Source organism: Aeromonas lacus, from assembly GCF_000764665.1.
In the GTDB taxonomy this organism is placed as follows: domain Bacteria; phylum Pseudomonadota; class Gammaproteobacteria; order Enterobacterales; family Aeromonadaceae; genus Aeromonas; species Aeromonas lacus.
The window spans coordinates 65189-84452 of record NZ_JRGM01000012.1; the positions used below are offsets into that span (position 1 = coordinate 65189).

The 19264-nt window shown below is 59.7% G+C and carries 17 protein-coding genes; 13 read left to right on the forward strand and 4 right to left on the reverse strand.

Annotated features, from left to right (window positions below):
* Positions 1–102: 102 nt before the first annotated feature.
* Together recJ and LG31_RS0101285 are read right to left on the reverse strand one after the other, a co-directional pair.
* Complete coding sequence (gene recJ, locus LG31_RS0101280; protein WP_033112701.1) at positions 103–1833, reverse strand: single-stranded-DNA-specific exonuclease RecJ; 1731 nt, start codon at positions 1831–1833, stop codon at positions 103–105.
* Positions 1799–2446 (reverse strand): disulfide isomerase DsbC N-terminal domain-containing protein, encoded by a 648-nt coding sequence (locus LG31_RS0101285; protein WP_050513379.1) that lies wholly within the window; start codon positions 2444–2446, stop codon positions 1799–1801. Before LG31_RS0101285 ends, recJ begins: the two co-directional genes overlap by 35 nt.
* Positions 2447–2764: 318 nt before the next feature.
* Between LG31_RS0101285 and mscL the strand changes: the two genes are divergently transcribed.
* A complete protein-coding gene (gene mscL, locus LG31_RS0101290; RefSeq protein ID WP_033112703.1) occupies positions 2765–3175 on the forward strand; it encodes a large-conductance mechanosensitive channel protein MscL in 411 nt (136 codons plus the stop codon).
* An 89-nt stretch (positions 3176–3264) separates the two neighbouring features.
* Entirely contained in the window at positions 3265–4800 is a 1536-nt protein-coding gene (locus LG31_RS0101295; RefSeq protein WP_033112753.1) for a sensor domain-containing diguanylate cyclase, read from the forward strand.
* On the opposite strand, the gene xerD is transcribed toward LG31_RS0101295, so the two are convergent.
* Positions 4797–5696, reverse strand: a complete 900-nt coding sequence (gene xerD, locus LG31_RS0101300; RefSeq protein WP_033112704.1) for a site-specific tyrosine recombinase XerD — start codon at positions 5694–5696, stop codon at positions 4797–4799. The two genes, LG31_RS0101295 and xerD, sit on opposite strands and share 4 nt — an antisense overlap.
* A gap of 216 nt (positions 5697–5912) precedes the next feature.
* Here xerD and fldB point away from each other — a divergent pair, with 216 nt between their 5' ends.
* The 3 genes from fldB (at position 5913) to LG31_RS0101315 (ending at position 9416) form a co-directional block, all read left to right on the forward strand.
* Positions 5913–6431 (forward strand): flavodoxin FldB, encoded by a 519-nt coding sequence (gene fldB / locus LG31_RS0101305; protein WP_033112705.1) that lies wholly within the window; start codon positions 5913–5915, stop codon positions 6429–6431.
* A 244-nt stretch (positions 6432–6675) separates the two neighbouring features.
* A complete protein-coding gene (locus LG31_RS0101310) occupies positions 6676–8076 on the forward strand; it encodes a TldD/PmbA family protein (protein ID WP_033112706.1) in 1401 nt (466 codons plus the stop codon).
* Positions 8076–9416, forward strand: coding sequence for a TldD/PmbA family protein (locus LG31_RS0101315; RefSeq protein ID WP_033112707.1), 1341 nt, complete (start codon positions 8076–8078; stop codon positions 9414–9416). The genes LG31_RS0101310 and LG31_RS0101315 overlap by 1 nt, the downstream gene beginning before the upstream one ends.
* An 84-nt stretch (positions 9417–9500) precedes the next feature.
* Here LG31_RS0101315 and LG31_RS0101320 read toward each other — a convergent pair whose 3' ends face one another.
* The gene (locus LG31_RS0101320; protein WP_033112708.1) at positions 9501–9995 is read right to left on the reverse strand and encodes a zinc ribbon-containing protein; all 495 of its coding nucleotides are present in this window, start codon (positions 9993–9995) and stop codon (positions 9501–9503) included.
* A gap of 145 nt (positions 9996–10140) precedes the next feature.
* Here LG31_RS0101320 and leuS point away from each other — a divergent pair, with 145 nt between their 5' ends.
* From leuS to rodA, 8 genes are all read left to right on the forward strand, one after another.
* Positions 10141–12720 carry a leucine--tRNA ligase gene (leuS, locus tag LG31_RS0101325; RefSeq protein ID WP_033112709.1) on the forward strand — a complete coding sequence of 860 codons (2580 nt, stop codon included), beginning with the start codon at positions 10141–10143 and terminating at the stop codon, positions 12718–12720.
* Positions 12721–12817: 97 nt separating this feature from the next.
* Positions 12818–13300 carry an LPS-assembly lipoprotein LptE gene (locus LG31_RS0101330; protein WP_033112710.1) on the forward strand — a complete coding sequence of 161 codons (483 nt, stop codon included), beginning with the start codon at positions 12818–12820 and terminating at the stop codon, positions 13298–13300.
* Between the two features lie 100 nt (positions 13301–13400).
* Positions 13401–14438: a DNA polymerase III subunit delta gene (gene holA, locus LG31_RS0101335; protein ID WP_033112711.1), complete on the forward strand. Its 1038-nt coding sequence runs from the start codon at positions 13401–13403 to the stop codon at positions 14436–14438.
* The gene (gene nadD, locus LG31_RS0101340; RefSeq protein WP_033112712.1) at positions 14432–15082 is read left to right on the forward strand and encodes a nicotinate-nucleotide adenylyltransferase; all 651 of its coding nucleotides are present in this window, start codon (positions 14432–14434) and stop codon (positions 15080–15082) included. Before holA ends, nadD begins: the two co-directional genes overlap by 7 nt.
* Before the next feature lie 97 nt (positions 15083–15179).
* Positions 15180–15521 carry a ribosome silencing factor gene (rsfS, locus tag LG31_RS0101345; protein WP_033112713.1) on the forward strand — a complete coding sequence of 114 codons (342 nt, stop codon included), beginning with the start codon at positions 15180–15182 and terminating at the stop codon, positions 15519–15521.
* A 21-nt stretch (positions 15522–15542) separates the two neighbouring features.
* Entirely contained in the window at positions 15543–16010 is a 468-nt protein-coding gene (rlmH, locus tag LG31_RS0101350; protein ID WP_005335166.1) for a 23S rRNA (pseudouridine(1915)-N(3))-methyltransferase RlmH, read from the forward strand.
* A 99-nt stretch (positions 16011–16109) separates the two neighbouring features.
* Positions 16110–18032: a penicillin-binding protein 2 gene (gene mrdA, locus LG31_RS0101355; RefSeq protein ID WP_033112714.1), complete on the forward strand. Its 1923-nt coding sequence runs from the start codon at positions 16110–16112 to the stop codon at positions 18030–18032.
* Positions 18025–19128: a rod shape-determining protein RodA gene (rodA, locus tag LG31_RS0101360; protein ID WP_033112715.1), complete on the forward strand. Its 1104-nt coding sequence runs from the start codon at positions 18025–18027 to the stop codon at positions 19126–19128. Before mrdA ends, rodA begins: the two co-directional genes overlap by 8 nt.
* Positions 19129–19264 lie beyond the last annotated feature (136 nt).

Genomic DNA, 19264 nt, shown 5'->3' on the forward strand with positions numbered 1-19264 from the left:
CAGCAATTAAAAACTGTCATCCAGAGTGGCTCTGCACCAACCGGGCAAAACAAAACGGCCACCCGAAGGTGGCCGTCATCCGCAACAAGACAGCGCTGAAGATTAGAGACCGGCGGCCTCCAGATGCTCCACCAGCAGTTGCACGCTGCGGTTGCCGCGCCACTCGTTGACGTCGAGCCGGTAGACCAGACGTACCCGCTTTACCGAGGCATCGGGCCAGCGCTTGAGATCAACGCCGAAGGCGATGGCATCGACCGCATGGCCAGAATCGGTAGTCAGTATCATCTTGAGGTGTTTCTCCCCCACCAGCCGCTGCTGTACCAGCACGAATTCGCCGTCGAACAGTGGTTCGGGGAAGGCCTGACCCCAGGGGCCGGAGGCGCGGATAAGCTCCGCCAGCTCGATATTGAGCTCGTCCGGCAAGAGCTCACCATCGGTGAGCAGCACCCCGGTCAAGAGCTCCGGCGTCACCAGCTCGCAGATGACCTCCTCGAAAGCCCGACCGAACGCCTCGATATTGGCCTTGGGCAGAGTCAACCCCGCTGCCATGGCGTGACCGCCAAACTTGCCCATCAGCCCCGGATGGCGGGTGTCGAGCAGTTCCAGCGCATCGCGCAGATGCACCCCCGGGATAGAGCGGCCAGAGCCCTTGAGTTCGGTCTCGCTGCTCTCGGCAAAGGCGATGACCGGACGGTAGTACTTCTCCTTCACCTTGGAGGCCACCAGCCCTACCACCCCCTGATGCCACTCGTTGCGGTGCAGCACGATGCCGGATGGGACCTCACCATCGCGAAACCGGATCTGCTCCAGGGTGGCAAGCGCCTCCTGCTGCATCCCCTGCTCGATCTCCTTGCGCTCCTGATTGAGGCTATCCATCTCGGAGGCGAGCTGGCGCGCCAGATTGAGGTCATCACAGAGCAGGCAGGCGACCCCGAGGGACATGTCATCAAGGCGACCTACAGCGTTGAGGCGTGGCCCCAGCGCGAAGCCGAGATCGGCGGCGGTAAGGCGTCGGCCATCGCGGCCGGAGACATCCACCAGCGCCTGAATGCCGGGGCGGCAGCGACCGGCCCGGATCCGCTGCAAACCCTGATGCACCAGAATGCGGTTGTTGCCGTCGAGCGCCACCACGTCTGCCACCGTGCCGAGGGCCACCAGATCGAGGTAATCCGCCACATTGGGGGCCACGATGCCGAGCCGCTCATACCAGCCGGACTGCTTGAGGTGAGTGTTGAGCGCCGCCATCAGGTAGAAGGCGACCCCGACACCGGCAAGCGACTTGGAGGGGAAGTCACAACCATGCTGATTGGGATTGACGATGGCATCGGCGTCAGGCAACTCCTGACCCGGCAAATGGTGATCGGTAACCAGTACCTGCATGCCGGCCGCCTTGGCCGCCGCCACTCCGGCAATGCTGGAGATGCCGTTATCCACCGTGATCAGGAACTCGGCACCGCGGGCTACCGCCAGCTCGACGATCTCGGGGGTAAGGCCATACCCGAACTCGAAGCGGTTGGGCACCAGAAAATCGATGTGGCGGCCGCCCATGGCGCGCAGGGCCAGCACGCACAGCGCCGAGCTGGTGGCGCCATCGCAGTCGAAGTCACCGACGATGAGGATCCGTTTCTGGGCGGCCAGCGCATCGGCCAGCAGCGGCACCGCCTGCTCCATGCCATAGAGGCGCTGGGGTGGCAGCAGCGAGCTGGCGCTGCGCTCCAGCAGGACGGGATCATCTACGCCACGGCTAGCGAAGATTTGGCGAAGCAGCGGATGCAGGTTGGCGGGCAGATGGGAATCATCAACTCGCGGACGACGACGAATGTGCAGAGGCATCAAAATTATCCAGTATCTTGAGCAGTTGTTCAGGGCTCTGGTAACCCCGCACCAGATCTCCTTCAGAGGAGATCCAGGCCGGCAGTACCTTTACCCCCAACCATTGGCTCAGGCCAATATTTTGGATAAGGGTCTCACTACATTCCTTTTGAGGCAAATAAGCTTTGAAGGGCGAATTTTGCAGCAGGGGATCGTTGCACCAGTCGGTGGCTCGCTCGGCATGGTCAATGACCGGATAGATCGCGATGCTCACCCCGGATGCCTGCAGATGTTGCAGAGTACCGGATAGCTGACGCCGTGCCGCATCCTTCTCGCCAAGAAACAACGCGACCCGATGACGCTCATCCCGGGCCTTGAGCACAATGGGAGCATGGGCTGCCTGCGCCAATCCCAGTCGACGCTGAGTGCGCATGCCGGAGATGGTCAGGTTCTTCATGTCCCGGGTCATGTCCAGCATGACCCCCTGTACCAGATAATCCCCTTTGGCATCGCTATAGAGCACCCCCTTGGAGGTGCCCAGCATATACAGGCCCGCAATAGGCGTCTGATCAACCGTATATACGGATATCCCCAGCCTGGTGGATATGGCTGTTTTCAAGGCCTGGGGATCCATCCCCGCTTTGGCAGTAAATGTGCACAAAAGCATCATTCCCAGTAGTAAATACTTCACTCTTTTACTCACGTGGCATGAATGAATGGACTCAACAAAGTACAGCAGCACAGTTCAGCATTCAACCTGCTATTTATCGAAAAATTAATATCAGGTTGAACCAAAAAATCACGCCCCCCTGATTGCCAAGCAGAGCCAACCTCAGCAAGCTAGTCAGGGAGAACAGGTAGCATGTGCTCTTGCTACCCTGCTCCCGATAGCGGATCGCCGCCAGAACAAGGCCCGACCGTTACGCTAGCGTGCTTAATTTCGGAGGAAAGAATGAGTCTGATACAAGAGTTCAAGGCCTTTGCATCCAGAGGCAACGTGATCGATATGGCGGTCGGTATCATTATTGGTGCCGCCTTTGGCAAGATTGTCTCCTCCTTCGTCGGTGACGTGATCATGCCGCCTATCGGCCTGATCTTGGGCGGCGTGGACTTCAGCGACCTGGCAGTCACCCTGAAGGCTGCCGAAGGCAGCGCTCCTGCCGTGGTCATTGCCTACGGCAAGTTCATCCAGACCATCATCGATTTTCTGATCATCTCCTTCGCCATCTTTATGGGGCTGAAGGCCATCAATACCTTGAAGAAAAAGCAGGAAGAGGAGGCAGCCGCCCCTGCAGCACCGACCAAGGATCAGGAACTGCTGACCGAGATCCGCGACCTGCTGAAAGCCCAACAGGAGCGTTAAGCCGACTTCCCGGACTGGTGTGTATATGTGTCACGATGCCCGTAGGCTATGGTTACATGGCATCAATGTATTCTATGGGCATCGTGACTATGCAAACTTCCTCTGCTACAAACTCCAATCACAGTTTTATTCTCCGCTATCTTTTGCTGCTAGCCCTACCACTGGTTTTGACCACATTGGGTAGTGCGTATCTTTTTTCTGTTATGCAGAAGAATACCTTGCTGAATACCGCCAGATTTTTTAACGATAGTACTGCGCAGCAATGGGATAACTCGCTCTCTTCAGTTGAACGACAAATAAATATCATCATTGCCGACATCAGTGAAAATAATGGAGATCTTCCACCGGAATTAAAACAACGTTATCGCGACATTTGGCAATACCTTCTTTACCCTGATGGTCCAATAAAAACCGTGTACTACATGCTCCAGGATAATAAGCATATCAATTTCTCTCTTCATCCAACCCCGATAGAGTTCAAAGAATCGGAACGTCCATGGTACCGCAATGCTATTGAGCATCCCGGCACCAATATCTGGAGCTCCCCTTACATTGATGTAATTGAAAAAACACCGGTCGTCACCCTTTCCCATGCTGTTTTTAATAACCAGAGGGAATTTCTTGGCGTGATTGGCATAGACCTGAACTTGAAAGTTTTTTCAGCACGTATAGGCCGTATACTGGAGAGCAGTAATCAAGTTGCCTATATGCTTTTTGACCGGGACAGCAAGATGATTGTGGCTCATAGCGACCCACTGAAAAACGGCAGTCTACTTGATCAACCATGGATTTATAAATTAAAAGGCAGGAACGGCACCTTAATGAGCGAAAATGGTGATCTCATTTCATATCATGCCCTTCACAATAATCCTTCGTGGCTAGTTATTACTGTTTTTCCTTTCAAGAGCAATATACTGATCGGTGAAATGCTGCCTACCATATTTATCACTCTGGTATTGTCACTATCGATGTTCACGCTGGTTGCCATTATTTTCAGACAACGTCTGGAACATACCATCAGCACGTTGGTACAAGTTGTTAGACAATTGCGTATAACCCCACCGGGGCAACAGATTATTATCCCCAAGCTGGCTGGCATAGAGGAGCTGGAGGATGAAATTGTGATGATTTCAGACAAAATGCAGGCGGAAACAGAAAAATCGCTGCGTGATGCATTAACCGGCTTGTACAACCGCCGTCATTTGGAAGAGACGCTCGCCACTCTGCATAAAGAAAATAGCCAATATATATTGGCAATTATCGACATTGATAACTTCAAGAAAATAAATGATACCTATGGCCATCCTATCGGCGATGCCGTTTTGAAGCGCACTGCTCAGCTAGGTTGCCAATTGCTGGAGGAACAAGCAACCCTGTGCCGCTTTGGGGGGGAAGAGCTGGTCGCCATTTTCGAAAAGACGGATATTGCCAGCGCGCAGCAGTTGATGGAGCTGTGGCGTGCCAGCATGGGGCAACAGGATTGGCGGGAAAAGGGATTAAGCGTCTCCTTTAGCGGTGGCATTACCGAATCCCAGAATGATGCACCAGATAGTGTGATGGCTCGCGCCGATGCAGCCCTCTATCAGGCTAAACAAGCGGGCAAGAATCGCCTGCAACGGGCTTAAGCACGGGGATGGTGTTCGCCGTGCAGCGCTTTGAGCCGCTCGTTGGCCACATGGGTGTAAATCTGGGTAGTGGAAAGATCTGCGTGGCCCAGCAACATCTGCACCACCCGCAGATCGGCGCCGTGGTTGAGCAGGTGGGTAGCAAAGGCGTGGCGCAGGGTATGGGGGGATAACTCGCCGTTGATCCCGGCCCGCTGGGCATAGAGCTTGATGCGGTGCCAGAAGGTCTGGCGGGTCATCATCCGGGCCAGTTTGGAGGGGAAGACCACATCCGAGCTGGTACCACCGAGCAGCAGGGTTCGCCCCTCCCGGTAGTAGCGTTCCAGCCAGTACATCGCCTCCTCGCCCATGGGCACCAGCCGCTCCTTGTTACCCTTACCGACCACCCGCACCAGCCCCTGCCGCAAGCTGACATGCTCGGCAGTCAGCCCCACCAGCTCGGAGACCCGCAATCCGGTGGCGTAGAGCAGCTCCAGCATCGCCTTGTCCCGCAGCTCCAGCGGATCATCCACCAGCGGCGCCGTCAACAGCGCTTCCACTTCCGCTTCGCTCAGATCGGAGGGGAGCTTCTTGGGCAATTTGGGCCCCTCCAGCAGTACGGTGGGGTCGTCGCTGCGCATCTTCTCGCGGTTGAGGTACTGGTAGAAACGGCGCAGGGCCGACAGAAAGCGGGCGGTGCTGCTGGCGGCAAACTGATGATCGACCCGCCATGCGAGGTAGTGCTGGATCTCGTCCATCCCCGCCAGCAGCAGGGAGCTGCCCTGCTCATCGAGCCAGAGAGAGAATTTTTCCAGATCGGTGCGATAGGAGCTGACCGTGTTGTCGGAGAGGCCCCGCTCCAGCCAGAGGGCATCGAGAAAGGGTTCAATCAGGGGATGTGGCTCGGGCTTGCTCATGGTCGGTCGCAGTCAGAAGAACAGTGGCCCATTGTAACGCCTCTGCCTGGCGGATGTGCAAGCCGCTTGCCGCGACCTGATCTCCTCGTGATATCGGGCGGTGAAGGAGCGCAGCCAATCTGCTAGACTGGCGCCCTCCCCTTATGTTGCCCATCGTGTTGCCAACAGGTGCAGCCCACACGAGCAAGCGAGAAAGCGCCCAAAGAGAAAAGAGCGATGAAGATTGGTCTGTTTTACGGTTCTACCACCTGCTACACCGAGATGGCTGCCGAGAAGATCCGCGCCCTTATCGGCCCCGAGCTGGTGGATATCCACAACATCAAGGATGTCTCCCTGCGCCTGATGGAGGATTACGAGGTGTTGATCCTCGGCATCTCCACCTGGGATTTCGGCGAGCTGCAGGAGGATTGGGAGTCCCGCTGGGAAGATATTGGCGACCTCCATCTGGAGGGACGCATCGTCGCCCTGTTTGGCCTCGGCGACCAGCTGGGTTATGGCGAATGGTTCCAGGATGCCCTCGGCATGCTGCACGATCAGCTGGTGCCCAGAGGGGTCAAGCTGGTGGGCTACTGGCCCAACGAAGGCTACGAGTTCGATGCCTCCAAGGCGCTGATCGACGATGGCCGCCACTTCGTCGGCCTGGCCCTCGACGATGCCAACCAGTATGACCAGACCGACTCCCGCATCGAGCAGTGGGTCGACCAGATCCTGACCGAAATTCACGAACTGCTCTGACCCGCGCTGCCTGTCCGGCATCCCAGCCTGTGCGGATGCCGGTCTCTCCCCCTCTTCTCTCCGCTCTCTTAAACCTTCCTCTGTCGCCAATGCGGTCGCAGTTATCGCATCGATTTTTTCAATCGGTATCATCCGCTGACGCCATAGCGACATTTGAGTAACGCTCTGCAACAATGGGGCAGCTACACCATCACGCTCGAATCCGGGTCGCGAAGGCTGAGACCCGCCCAGAAAAGGAGATCCTATGACGCCACTCTCCCTGTTGGCCCCCGCCATCGCCCGCGACGTGCTCGATCACGCACTGGCGCTTGGTGCCGATTTCGCCGAGCTGTTTGTCGAGCGCAAGCGCCGCAGCCAGCTCAGCCTGCTCTCCAGTCAGATAGAGAACATCAGCGGCGGCCTCGATTTCGGCATCGGCGTACGCCTCTGCTACGGCTACAAGGTGCTCTACGGCTACACCAATCTGGCCAGCCGCGACGAGCTGCTGCGTATCGTCACCCTGCTGGCGGCCAAAGACCGCCGCGACCCCGTGGTGACCGCCACCGCCTTCGATTTCAGTCGCCTGACCGACCGCAACCCGATCGCCCTGCCGCTGTCGGCCGACAAGCTGCTGGAGCAGAAGATCGCCTATCTGCACGCCATGGATGCGGTGGCCCGCGCCGAGAGCGGCAAGGTAAGCCAGTTCTCCGGCAACGTACTGGGCTGGGAGCAGGAGGTGGAGATCTTCAACAGCGAAGGGTTGCAGGTAGCTGATCGCCGCCACTACAACCGCATCATGGCCCAGACCATCGCCCGGGAAGGGAGCGAGCAGAGCGTCGGCTACGAGGCGCCGGGCGCCCTGATGGGTTGGGAGCATGCCGAGCGCATCGATCCGCGCGAGCTGGCCCTCACCGCCACCCGTCAGGCACTGGTGAAACTGGGGGCTGCCCCCTGCCCGAGCGGCACCCTGCCGGTCATCATGGAGAACGGCTTTGGCGGCGTCATCTTCCACGAGGCGTGCGGCCATCTGCTGGAGACCACCTCGGTAGCCAAGAAGGCGTCGGTATTCCACGACAAGATGGGCCAGCTCATCGCCAATCCGGTGGTCAATGCGGTGGACGAGGGGCTGCAAAGCAACGTCTGGGGTTCCATCAACGTCGATGATGAGGGGATGGCAACCCAGCATACCCAGCTCATCAAGGACGGCGTGCTGACCGGCTTTCTGGTGGACCGAATGGGCGCCCTCAAAACGGGCTACGCCCGCACCGGCTCGGGTCGGCGTGAATCGTACAAGTACGCCCCCACCTCGCGCATGCGCAACACCTATATCGAACCGGGCAACCACAGCCTCGACGATATGCTGGCCACCGTCGAACACGGCATCTACGCCAAGAAGATGGGGGGCGGTTCGGTACAGCCCGGCACCGGCGAATTCAACTTCAACGTGCAGGAGGCCTACCTCATCGAGCACGGCAAGATCACCAAGCCGCTCAAGTCGGCCACCCTGATCGGCACCGGCCCGCAGGTGCTGAAAGAGATCTCCATGGTAGGCAGCAATCTGGCGCTGGCCGCCGGTATGTGCGGCTCGGTCTCTGGCTCGGTCCCCACCTCGGTGGGCCAGCCAGCGCTGAAAGTGGACAATATCCTGGTGGGAGGGAACGCCTGATGAGCCAACTCGACATGAACCAACTGCTCACCCGCCTGCTGGATAAAGTGGCCGACCTCGGCGCCGAGGCAGACATCATCGCCAATCAGGAGAAGGCCTTCTCCCTCAAGGCAGACAAGGGCGAGCTGGGTGAATACAAGGTCACCAGCAGCCAGCAACTCGGTATTCGCCTGATAAAGGAGGGTCGGGTCGGCATCGCCTACTCGGAATCCCTCGATGAGCTGGCGCTGGATGCCATGCTGCAGGATGCGCTCGATGCCAGCCGCTTCGCCAAGGTAGACCCGGATCAGCGCATCTCGGTGGCCAATAGCCGGATCACCACAGATTGCGCCGAAATCAACCAGCCCGATACCACACCGGTAGAGGAGAAGATCGCCCTGGCCCTGCGCCTCGAGTCAGACATGCTGGCGATGCCCGATGTGAGCGGCGCCCCCTACAACAGCTTCTTCGAAGGGGAGAGCCAGCTCTGGCTCGCCAACAGTCAGGGCACCCTCTGCCAACACGGCGAGTTCAGCGTCGGCTGCTACACCTCGGCGCTGGTCGAACGGGATGGCCGCCAGTCTATGCACTCACAGGGGCAGTATGGCCGTCGCTTTGACGAACTGGATAGCCAGCAACTCATCGACCAGATCTATGCCGTCGCCAGCGACCTGCTGCCGGGTGAGGCTGTGCCGGGTGGCCGCTACAGCGTCATCTTCAGCACTAACTGCTTCGCCAGCCTGTTTGGCTGCTTCCAGGGGGTGCTGTCGGGCAAGTGGGCCCAGCAGGGGATCAACCCCTGGCGGGAGAAGGTGGGGCAGAGTGTCGCCTCCCGCTGGCTCACCCTGGAGAGCCGGGTCTACATGCCGGGCGGCATGAGCATCAAGGCATTTGATGGCGAAGGCGCTGCTACCTCGGATCTGCTGCTGATTGGCGACGGCGAGCTGAAAACCCTGCTCCACAACAGCGCCACCGCCCGCCACTTTGGCGTCGCCAGTAACGGCTCGGCCGCCCGCGGTGCTCGCAGCGCCCTCGATGTAACCGCTCGCCATCTGGTGTTTGGCGCGGGCCCCCATCGCGAAGCGGAAGTGCAGAGCGGCGACTATCTGGAGCTGGTCAAGCTGGACGGTCTGCATTCGGGTGCCGATGCGGTAAGCGGCGACTTCTCCTTTGGCGCGTCGGGCTTCCTCTGCCGCGATGGCGTGCGGCGACAGACGGTGCGTGGCATCACGGTGGCGGGCAACTTCTACCGCCTGCTGGTCGAGCTGGAAGCGGTCGGTGACACCTTGCACCACAACGATGGCAAGGGCTTCTACGCCCCGCTTATCCGTTTTGGCGGCCTCTCCGTCGCGGGCAAGTAAACGCCCCGGTGAGACCGGCAAGTAAGAAAAAGGCGCCTGATGGCGCCTTTTGGCTCGTTATCTCGTCCGCATTGATGGCATGACTCAGGGCGAGAGCGGCTCGCGGTGGTACTCGGCGCAGCCACACTCGGGGCAGGTATCGAGCTGCTGGGGATGCAGCACGGTATGGCGCCAGCCACACTGGTCACACACCATAACCCCGAGCCCCACCCAGTCACCCGCCTCATAGACGCCCTTGTGCTCCAGCTCGTCGGCCAGCTCCCGCCACTCCACCTGGGCGCGGTCGGTCACATCTGCCAGCCAGGACCAGGCGGTGTCTTTGAGGGCCAGCATGAAAGCAGACTCTTCAATCTGCTCGCTATCGTCATGGCGCCCCTCGTCATAGTTGCCCAGATCCCGCTTCACATACTCGGCGATCAGGGCCAGCTCGTCCTGAGTCAGGTCGCTGGCGGCCTCCAGATAGGCCTGCACCTTGGCAATCATCCGGTTGAGGCGCTCCCCCTGGAACTCTTCAGTCTCTTGCCACTGTTTTTGCAGCTCGGCAATGAAGGCTTCGTACCCTTTTTGACGTTTGTCCATGGCTGTTACTCCTCTACTAAACCCTGATCTGGCCCGGCTTAAGGCCCGAGGGACGCTGGCGGTTGTTGCCGCCGCAGGATATGGGTATTCTATTGCGATTTCCCAGCTGATTTATCTATTCATTTCACAGATCCGGATGTCACCAATGCAAGAGCAATACGTTCCCCAATCTATCGAACCAGCAGTGCAGAAGCACTGGGATGCCAAGAAAACCTTCAAGGCCGTGGAGAAAGTAGACAAAGAGAAGTTCTACTGCCTCTCCATGTTCCCCTATCCGTCTGGTCGTCTACACATGGGGCACGTTCGCAACTACACCATAGGTGATGTGATCTCCCGTTATCAACGCCTCAATGGCAAGAACGTGCTGCAACCCATCGGTTGGGATGCCTTCGGTCTGCCGGCAGAAAACGCCGCCATCAAAAACAACACGGCGCCGGCCCCCTGGACCTACGAAAACATCGAATACATGAAGAACCAGCTGAAGATGCTGGGTCTGGGCTATGACTGGGATCGTGAAGTCGCCACCTGCAAACCGGACTACTACCGCTGGGAGCAGTGGTTCTTCACCAAGCTCTACGAGAAGGGTCTGGTCTACAAGAAGACCTCCTCTGTCAACTGGTGCCCGAACGACATGACTGTGCTGGCCAACGAGCAAGTTGTCGACAACTGCTGCTGGCGCTGTGACACCCCGGTGGAGCAAAAAGAGATCCCCCAGTGGTTCATCAAGATCACCGACTACGCCGAAGAGTTGCTGAGCGACATCGACAATCTGGAAGGCTGGCCAGAGATGGTCAAGACCATGCAGCGCAACTGGATTGGCCGCTCCGAAGGGGTCAACATCAGCTTCGCCATCGACGGTCAGGCTGAGCAGCTGGAGGTCTACACCACCCGTCCGGACACCTTTATGGGCGTCACCTATGTCGGTATCGCTGCCGGTCACCCGCTGGCCCTGCAAGCTGCAGCCAGCAATCCTGAACTGGCTGCCTTTATCGAAGAGTGCAAGAACACCAAGGTCGCCGAAGCAGAACTGGCCACCATGGAGAAGAAGGGCATGGCCACCGGCCTCTATGCCATTCACCCGCTGGATGGCCGCAAGGTACCGGTCTGGGTCGCCAACTTCGTGCTGATGAACTACGGCACCGGCGCCGTAATGGCCGTTCCGGGTCACGACCAGCGTGACTTCGAGTTCGCCACCAAATATGGCCTCGAGATCAAGGCTGTCATCAAGCAGGCCGATGGCGAAGCCCCTGACGTGAGCAAAGCCGCTTACACCGAGAAGGGCGTGCTGTTCAACTCAGGCGAGTTTGACGGTCTCGACTTCCAAGCCGCCTTCGATGCCATCGCCAACAAGCTGGAAGCCCTCGGCCACGGCAAGCGTACCGTCAACTTCCGTCTGCGTGACTGGGGCGTCTCCCGTCAGCGTTACTGGGGTGCCCCCATCCCGATGCTGACCCTGGCTGACGGCACCGTGGTGCCGACGCCGGAAGATCAACTGCCGGTACTGCTGCCGGAAGATGTGGTGATGGACGGCATCCAGAGCCCGATCAAGGCCGACGCCGAGTGGGCCAAGACCACCTACAACGGTCAGGAAGCATTCCGCGAGACCGATACCTTCGACACCTTCATGGAGTCCTCCTGGTACTACGCGCGCTACTGCTCCCCGGACTACGACAAGGGCATGCTTGATCCGGCGGCTGCCAACCACTGGCTGCCGGTGGATCAGTACATCGGCGGCATCGAGCACGCCTGTATGCACCTGCTCTACGCCCGCTTCTTCCACAAGCTGCTGCGTGACGCAGGTCTGGTCAACAGCGACGAGCCGTTCAAGCGCCTGCTCTGCCAGGGCATGGTGCTGGCTGACGCCTTCTACTACAAGGACGAGAAGGGCGGCAACGTCTGGGTCAGCCCGACCGACGTCAAGGTAGAGCGTGACGAGAAGGGTCGTATCACCAAGGCCATCGACCTTGAGGGCCGTGAAGTGATCCACTCCGGCATGACCAAGATGTCCAAGTCCAAGAACAACGGTATCGACCCGCAGCTGATGGTGGAGCGTTACGGCGCCGATACCGTCCGTCTGTTCATGATGTTCGCCTCCCCGGCCGAGATGACTCTGGAGTGGTCCGACTCCGGCGTAGAGGGTGCCCAGCGCTTCCTGCGTCGCCTGTGGCGCACCACCTTCGAACACGTTTCCGGTGGCGCTGTTGCCGCGCTGGACGTAGCCGCCCTCACCAGCGAGCAGAAAGCCATTCGCCGCGAACTGCACAAGACCATCGCCAAGGTGAGCGATGACGTGGGTCGCCGTCAGACCTTCAACACCGCCATCGCCGCCATCATGGAGCTGATGAACAATCTGGCCAAGCTGGGCAGCGACGAGCAGGACCGCGCCCTGATGCAGGAAGCGCTGGAAGCGGTCGTGGTCATGCTCTACCCCATCACTCCGCACATCGGCTTCGAGCTGTGGAAGATGCTGGGCAAGGGCGACGACGTGGATCACGCTGCATGGCCGGTGGCCGACGAAGCGGCCATGGTCGAGACCGAGAAGCTGGTAGTGGTACAGATCAACGGCAAGATGCGCGGCAAACTGACCGTACCGGCCGAGATCAGCCAGGCTGATGTCGAGAAGCTGGCGATGGCTGACGCTTCGGTACAGAAGTTCACCGACGGTCTGACCGTGCGCAAGGTGATCTATGTACCGGGCAAGCTGCTCAACATTGTCGCCAACTGATTGATCGCCAACGAGCGTTGCCAATCTGTGACAGCAAACGGATGATAACGGCGGGCCCTGCGCCCGCCGCTTTCCCTTAATGCAAAGAGGATTTTCTATGGGCACCATCTTCACCCGCTGGATGGCTATCATGCTGGCAGCCCTGCTGCTGCAAGGCTGCGGTTTTCACATGCGCGGCACCGGCATTCCGGCCGAGCTGAAGACTATGAAGGTCGTGGGCGACAACAAGAGCGACTTCTACCGGATGGTCACCACCCGTCTCAAGGCGTCAGGGGTTACCCTGGCCGACAAGGAGGGGATCCCGGTACTGACCCTGGGCGGCATCGGTGCCAGCAGTCAGGTCGCCTCGGTCAACGCACAGGGTGTCGATACCGAGTATGTGCTGGGCTTCAGCACCCAGTTCACCGTCTCGGTGCCCGGCAAACCGACTCAGGTTTTCCCCATCAACTTCAACCGCAGCTTCCTCAACAAGCCGGATGCCGCGCTCGCCTCCTCTCGTGAGCAGGAGCAGCTCAACCGCGAAATGCAGGAGCAGGCGGCCAACCAGGTGATCCGGCAGTTGAGTCAGGTCAGCTTCTGATGCGGATCTACCCTGAACAATTTGGTGACGAGTCGCAGTTCAAGCAGCCAAAGCAGGCCGCTACTCTTGCACGCCTTCATTTCAGTCAGGCAAGCTTCTGATGCGAATTTATCCTGAACAATTTGGTGAACACCTCAAAGCAGGGCTTCGGCCCTGCTATCTCGTTTTTGGTGACGAGCCCCTGTTGCGACTGGAAGCCATCGACGTCATCCGTCAGGTCGCCCGCAAACAGGGATTCGATGAACGCCACACCTTCGTGGTGGAACAGGGGCTGGACTGGAATCAGGTCTACGACGCCTGTCAGGCGATGAGCCTTTTTTCTGCCCGCCAAATCATTGAACTGGAACTGCCCGCCAAGGTCGACAAGGATCTCGCTGCCCGCATCAGCGACATTGGCAAGCAGCTCCACCCCGATCTGCTGCTGGTACTGAGCGGCGGTCGTCTCAACCAGACCCAGATGAAGGCAGCCTGGTTCGACAAGCTCTACCAGATCGGCACCTATGTGCCGGTCAACCACCCGGAGCCCAAGTTTTTCCCGCGCTGGATGAGCGCCCGCTTCCAACGCTTTGGTCTCAAGGCGCTGCCGGATGCCATCAACTTCATGTGCCACTCCTACGAGGGCAACCTGCTGGCCGCCAGCCAGGAGATCGAGAAGCTGACCCTGCTCTCGCCGCCCCAACCCATCAGCGTCACCTATCTGCAGGAGACCATTATCCGCCACGCCCACTTCACCCCGTTCCAGCTGGTCGATACCCTGCTGGAAGGAAAAGTGAACCGGGCCCAGCGCATTCTGGCGGCACTTCGGGCCGAAGGCACCGAGCCGGGGATGCTGGCATGGACCCTCTGTCGCGAGCTGGAGCAGCTGACCGAACTGTCGCTGGCGATGCGTAACGGCCAGCCGCTGGGGGAACACTTCAGCCGCCTGCGCATCTGGCAAAGCCGCCAGCAGCTCATTCAACAGGCACTGACCCGGCTCCCCTTCGCCAAGCTGCAGCAACTGTGGCAGCTGATGGCGCAGCTGGATGACGCCCAGCGCCGCTTCGATACCGAGCAAGCCTGGCTGATGCTGCAGACCATAGCCCTCGGCTTTCGTGACGGCACGCCCCTGCCGCTGGCGATGGAGAGTACGCCATGCTGAAGGCGCCTATTGGTCTGCTGGGGGGCACATTCGATCCCATCCATATCGGCCATCTGCGCCCCGCCATCGAGGCGCGCGATGCCATTGGTCTGGCCGAAGTACGGCTGATCCCGAACCATATACCGCCCCACCGCGCCAACCCGCACTGCTCCAGCGAGCAGCGTCTGGCCATGGTCAGGCTGGCGGCGGCAGAGAACCGCCACTTCGTGGTGGATGAGCGCGAGCTTTGGCGCGACAAGCCCTCCTACACCATAGATACCCTGATCGAACTGCGTCAGGAGCTGCCAGATACGCCGCTCTGCTTTTTGATGGGGATGGACTCGCTGCTTGGCCTGCCCGGCTGGCACCGCTGGCGAGAGCTGCTCGACTACGCCCATCTGGTGGTGAGTACCCGCCCCGGCTGGCAACCCGATTATCCGGCCGAACTGACTGAACTGCTGGCCCGTCATCAGGTCAAAGAGGTGGCCGCCCTGCACCGGCAACGGGCAGGCCATATCTGGCTGGCCAGCAACCAACCCATTGAATTGTCTGCCACCCGGCTGCGCGAGCTGCTGGCGGCGGGAGAAGATCCCCGCTACCTCTTGCCCGAGCCGGTTGCGCACTATATTGATCAACAGGGGCTCTACCGCGCCATCTGCCGGTAAGACTCCCCAGCTATCCCGTTCCGGTAGGAAACGGGAGTGACCATGATATAATCCGCCGCCCTCACGCTGTCAGGCGCCGGAATACAGGAGAGACTCATTGCAAGGCCAAGAACTTCACGCCTTTATCATCGACAAGATTGATGACATGAAAGGCCGCGATATCATCACCCTCGATGTGCGCGGCAAATCCAGCATCACTGACACCATGATCGTCTGCTCCGGCAACTCCAACCGTCACGTCTGCGCCATCGCCAACCATCTGGCCAGTGAAGCCCGCCATGCCGGGCTCGACCTGCTGAGCGTGGAAGGCGAGCTGAGCGGAGAGTGGGTACTGGTAGATATGGGATCGGTGATCGTGCATGTGATGCAGGATGAACATCGTGACTTCTACCAGCTGGAAAAACTGTGGGGCGGTGCCGCTCAAGTGAACACGCAATAACGAGAGCCGCAAAGTACCGACATGAAGATTCAGTTGATCGCGGTGGGCACCAAGATGCCCGCCTGGGTAGAGCATGGCTTTGAAGAGTATCGCCGCCGCTTCCCGAAAGATATGCCGTTCGAGCTGGTGGAGATTGGCGCCGGCAAACGGGGCAAAAATGCCGATATTCCCCGCATTCTGCAAAAAGAGGGGGAGGCCATGCTGGCTGCCGCTGGCCGCTCGCGCATCGTCACCCTCGACATTCCGGGCAAGCCATGGACCACGGAGCAGCTGGCTACCCAGCTCGAGGCGTGGAAGCTCGATGGCCGCGATGTTGCCCTGCTGGTAGGCGGGCCGGAAGGCTTGTCACCGGAGTGCAAGGCGGCCGCCGAGCAGAGCTGGTCGCTCTCGCCGCTGACCCTGCCCCACCCGCTGGTGCGGGTACTGGTCGCCGAGAGCCTCTACCGTGCCTGGAGCATTACCACCAATCACCCGTATCACAGGGAGTGAGCCAGGATGTGGCTCACCCTCCCCGACACACATGCGAATCACAGAGAGTGAACAATGCCGCTCCTGCTGTTATTGCCCCAATGGTTCTGAGGTAAAGGCATGCTGAAACAACGCATCGAGATGCGCGATCACAGTGCCGAGGGCAATCTGTTCTTCCGGCGCACTCTGGTAGCCTACATCGGCATCGTCGTGCTGATGCTGGTGCTGCTGGGCAATCTCTATTACCTGCAGGTCGAGTCCTACGACACCTACCAGACCCGCTCCAACTCCAACCGTATCCGGGTGGTGCCGGTGGCGCCGCCGCGCGGCCTCATCTATGACACCAACGGCGTGCTGCTGGCGGAAAACCGCCCCGTCTACAGTCTGGAGATAGTCCCCGAAGAGACGCCGGATCTGGCCAAAACCGCCGATGAGCTGGTCGCCCTGCTGGGTCTGCCGGAGGGAACAAAAGAGAAGTTTCTGGCCGAAGTGAAGCGCCAGCGCCGCTTCAAGCCGGTCGCCCTCTACGAGAAGCTGACCGAGTATCAGGTGGCGCTCTTTTCGGTCAACCAGCACAACTACCCGGGTGCAAGCATCGAGGCTTACCTCAAGCGCTACTATCCGTTTGGCGACACCCTCACCCATGCGCTGGGTTATGTGGCCAAGATCAACACCCGCGACGTGGAGCGCCTCGACAAGGAAGACAAGCTCGCCAACTACGCAGCCACCAAGGATATCGGCAAGCAGGGGGTGGAGAAGTATTACGAGGATCAGCTGCACGGCGTGGCGGGCTATCAGGAGGTCGAGGTCAACAACCGCGGCCGGATTGTCCGCACCCTCAAGTTCCAGCCCCCCGTTCCGGGCAAGGATATCTACCTCAACATCGATGTGCGGCTGCAGCTCAAGGCCCAGCAGTTGCTGGCCGGCCAGCGCGGTGCCATCGTGATGATGGATCCCAAGACCGGCGCCATTCTGGCCATGGAGTCGAGCCCGAGCTATGACCCCAACCTGTTCGTGACCGGTATCTCGGGCCCCAACTACTCGGCGCTGCTCAACGATTCGGCGCGGCCGCTGGTCAACCGCACCACCCAGGGCATCTATGCCCCCGCCTCCACCGTCAAACCCATGATGTCCATCATGGGCCTCAACGAAGGGGCCATAACCCCGGGCTATCGCTACTTCGGTGGCCCCAGCTTCTCCATTCCCGGTACCACCAAGAAGTTCCGCGACTGGCGCCGCTGGGGTCATGGCTGGCTTGATGTCTATCGCGCCATCGAGGTATCGGCCGATACCTACTTCTACGATCTCGCCTACCGGGTCGGCATCGACAAGATCCACAGCTATATGACCAAGTTTGGCTTCGGTCAGTACACCGGGGTCGACCTCTATGAGGAGAGCAAGGGGGTCATGCCGTCCCGCGACTGGAAGATGGCTCGCTGGCGCCAGCCCTGGTATCAGGGGGACACCATCTCCATCGGTATCGGTCAGGGCTACTGGAGCGCCACCCCGCTTCAGCTGGCCAAGGCGATCAGCATCCTGACCCAGAACGGTCACGACGTCACTCCGCACCTGCTCAAGAGCACCGCCTCGCAGGCGGGCGTGGTCGATGCCCCGGTCAACCCCAACATCGCCCTCAAGCTCAAGAACGACAGCTTCTGGAAAGTGGCGCAAGAGGGGATGTGGCGCGTCAACCATGGCAGCGAAGGCAGTGGTCGCCTGTCGTTTGCCAAGGCACCCTACTCCTCGGGCGGCAAGTCTGGCACCGCTCAGGTGGTCGGTCTGAAAGAGAACCAGGTCTACAACATCAAAACCGTCAAGGCGGAACATCGCGACAATGCGCTATTCGTCGCTTATGCCCCCTTCGAAGCCCCCAAGGCGGTCGTTGCGCTGGTGCTGGAAAACTCCATTGGTGGTGGTGGCGGCCGTGCCGCATCGCCCATCGCCCGCCAGATGATGGATGCCTTCCTGCTGCCGCCCGAACCACAACTGCCACCGGCACCGGAAAAGCCGTCCAAACCGAGTGAGGTTGCAACCAATGAGTAATTCAGCCCGCCAGCAGAGTATCTGGTACAAACTGCACATCGATCTGCCCCTGCTGCTGGGGTTGCTGGCCGTAGTTGCCCTCTCCATGGTGGTGCTCTACTCCGCCTCAGGCCAGGATATGGACTCCATCGTGCGCCAGCTGGTGCGCGGCGGACTCGCCTTCGCCCTGATGATCGGCATGGCCCAGCTGCCACCCTCCCTCTATGCCCGCTGGTCGGTGCCGCTGTTTGTCGGGGTAGTGCTGCTGCTCATCGCGGTGGACGTGTTCGGCCATATCGGCAAGGGGGCCCAGCGCTGGCTCGACTTGGGCTTTATGAAGTTCCAGCCCTCCGAGGTGATGAAGCTCTCCATGCCCATCATGGTGGCCGCCTGGCTCAGCCGTCACTCGCTGCCCCCCAAACTCAGCCACGTGGTGATAGCCCTCATCATGGTGCTGCTGCCGACCCTGCTGATTGCCGCCCAGCCCGACCTTGGCACCTCCATTCTGGTGGCGGCCTCCGGCTTCTTCGTCATCTTCCTGGCGGGGCTCAGCTGGTGGCTGATCGGACTGGCGGTGCTGCTGATCGCGGCCTTTATGCCGGTGCTCTGGTTCTTCCTGATGCACGACTATCAGCGCCAGCGGGTCATGATGCTGATCGACCCGGAGAAAGACCCGCTCGGCCGCGGCTATCACATCATCCAGTCCAAGATTGCCATCGGCTCCGGCGGCGTCTTTGGCAAGGGGTGGCTGCAGGGCACCCAGTCTCAGCTCGAGTTTCTGCCCGAGCGCCACACCGACTTCATCTTCGCGGTATTCAGCGAGGAGTTCGGTCTGGTAGGGGTTGCGCTACTGCTGGTGCTCTATCTCTACGTCATCAGCCGCTGCCTCTTTATCTCGATGCAGGCCCAGAACAGCTTTGAACGGCTGCTGGGTGGCGCCATCACCCTCACCTTCTTCGTCTATGTGTTCGTCAACATGGGCATGGTGAGCGGCATTCTGCCGGTGGTAGGGGTTCCCCTACCGCTGGTGAGCTATGGCGGCACCTCCATGGTGACCCTGATGGCCGGCTTCGGAATACTGATGTCCATTCAGACCCACAGAAGGCTGCTGGCATGATGAGGTGGATGTATTCTGCTGGTGGTAGGGGCCCCCTGCCGTTAGTGAGTTATAGCGGCACCGCCATGGTGACCCTGATGGCCGGATTCGGAATACTGATGTCCATTCAGACCCACAGAAGACTGCTGGCATGATG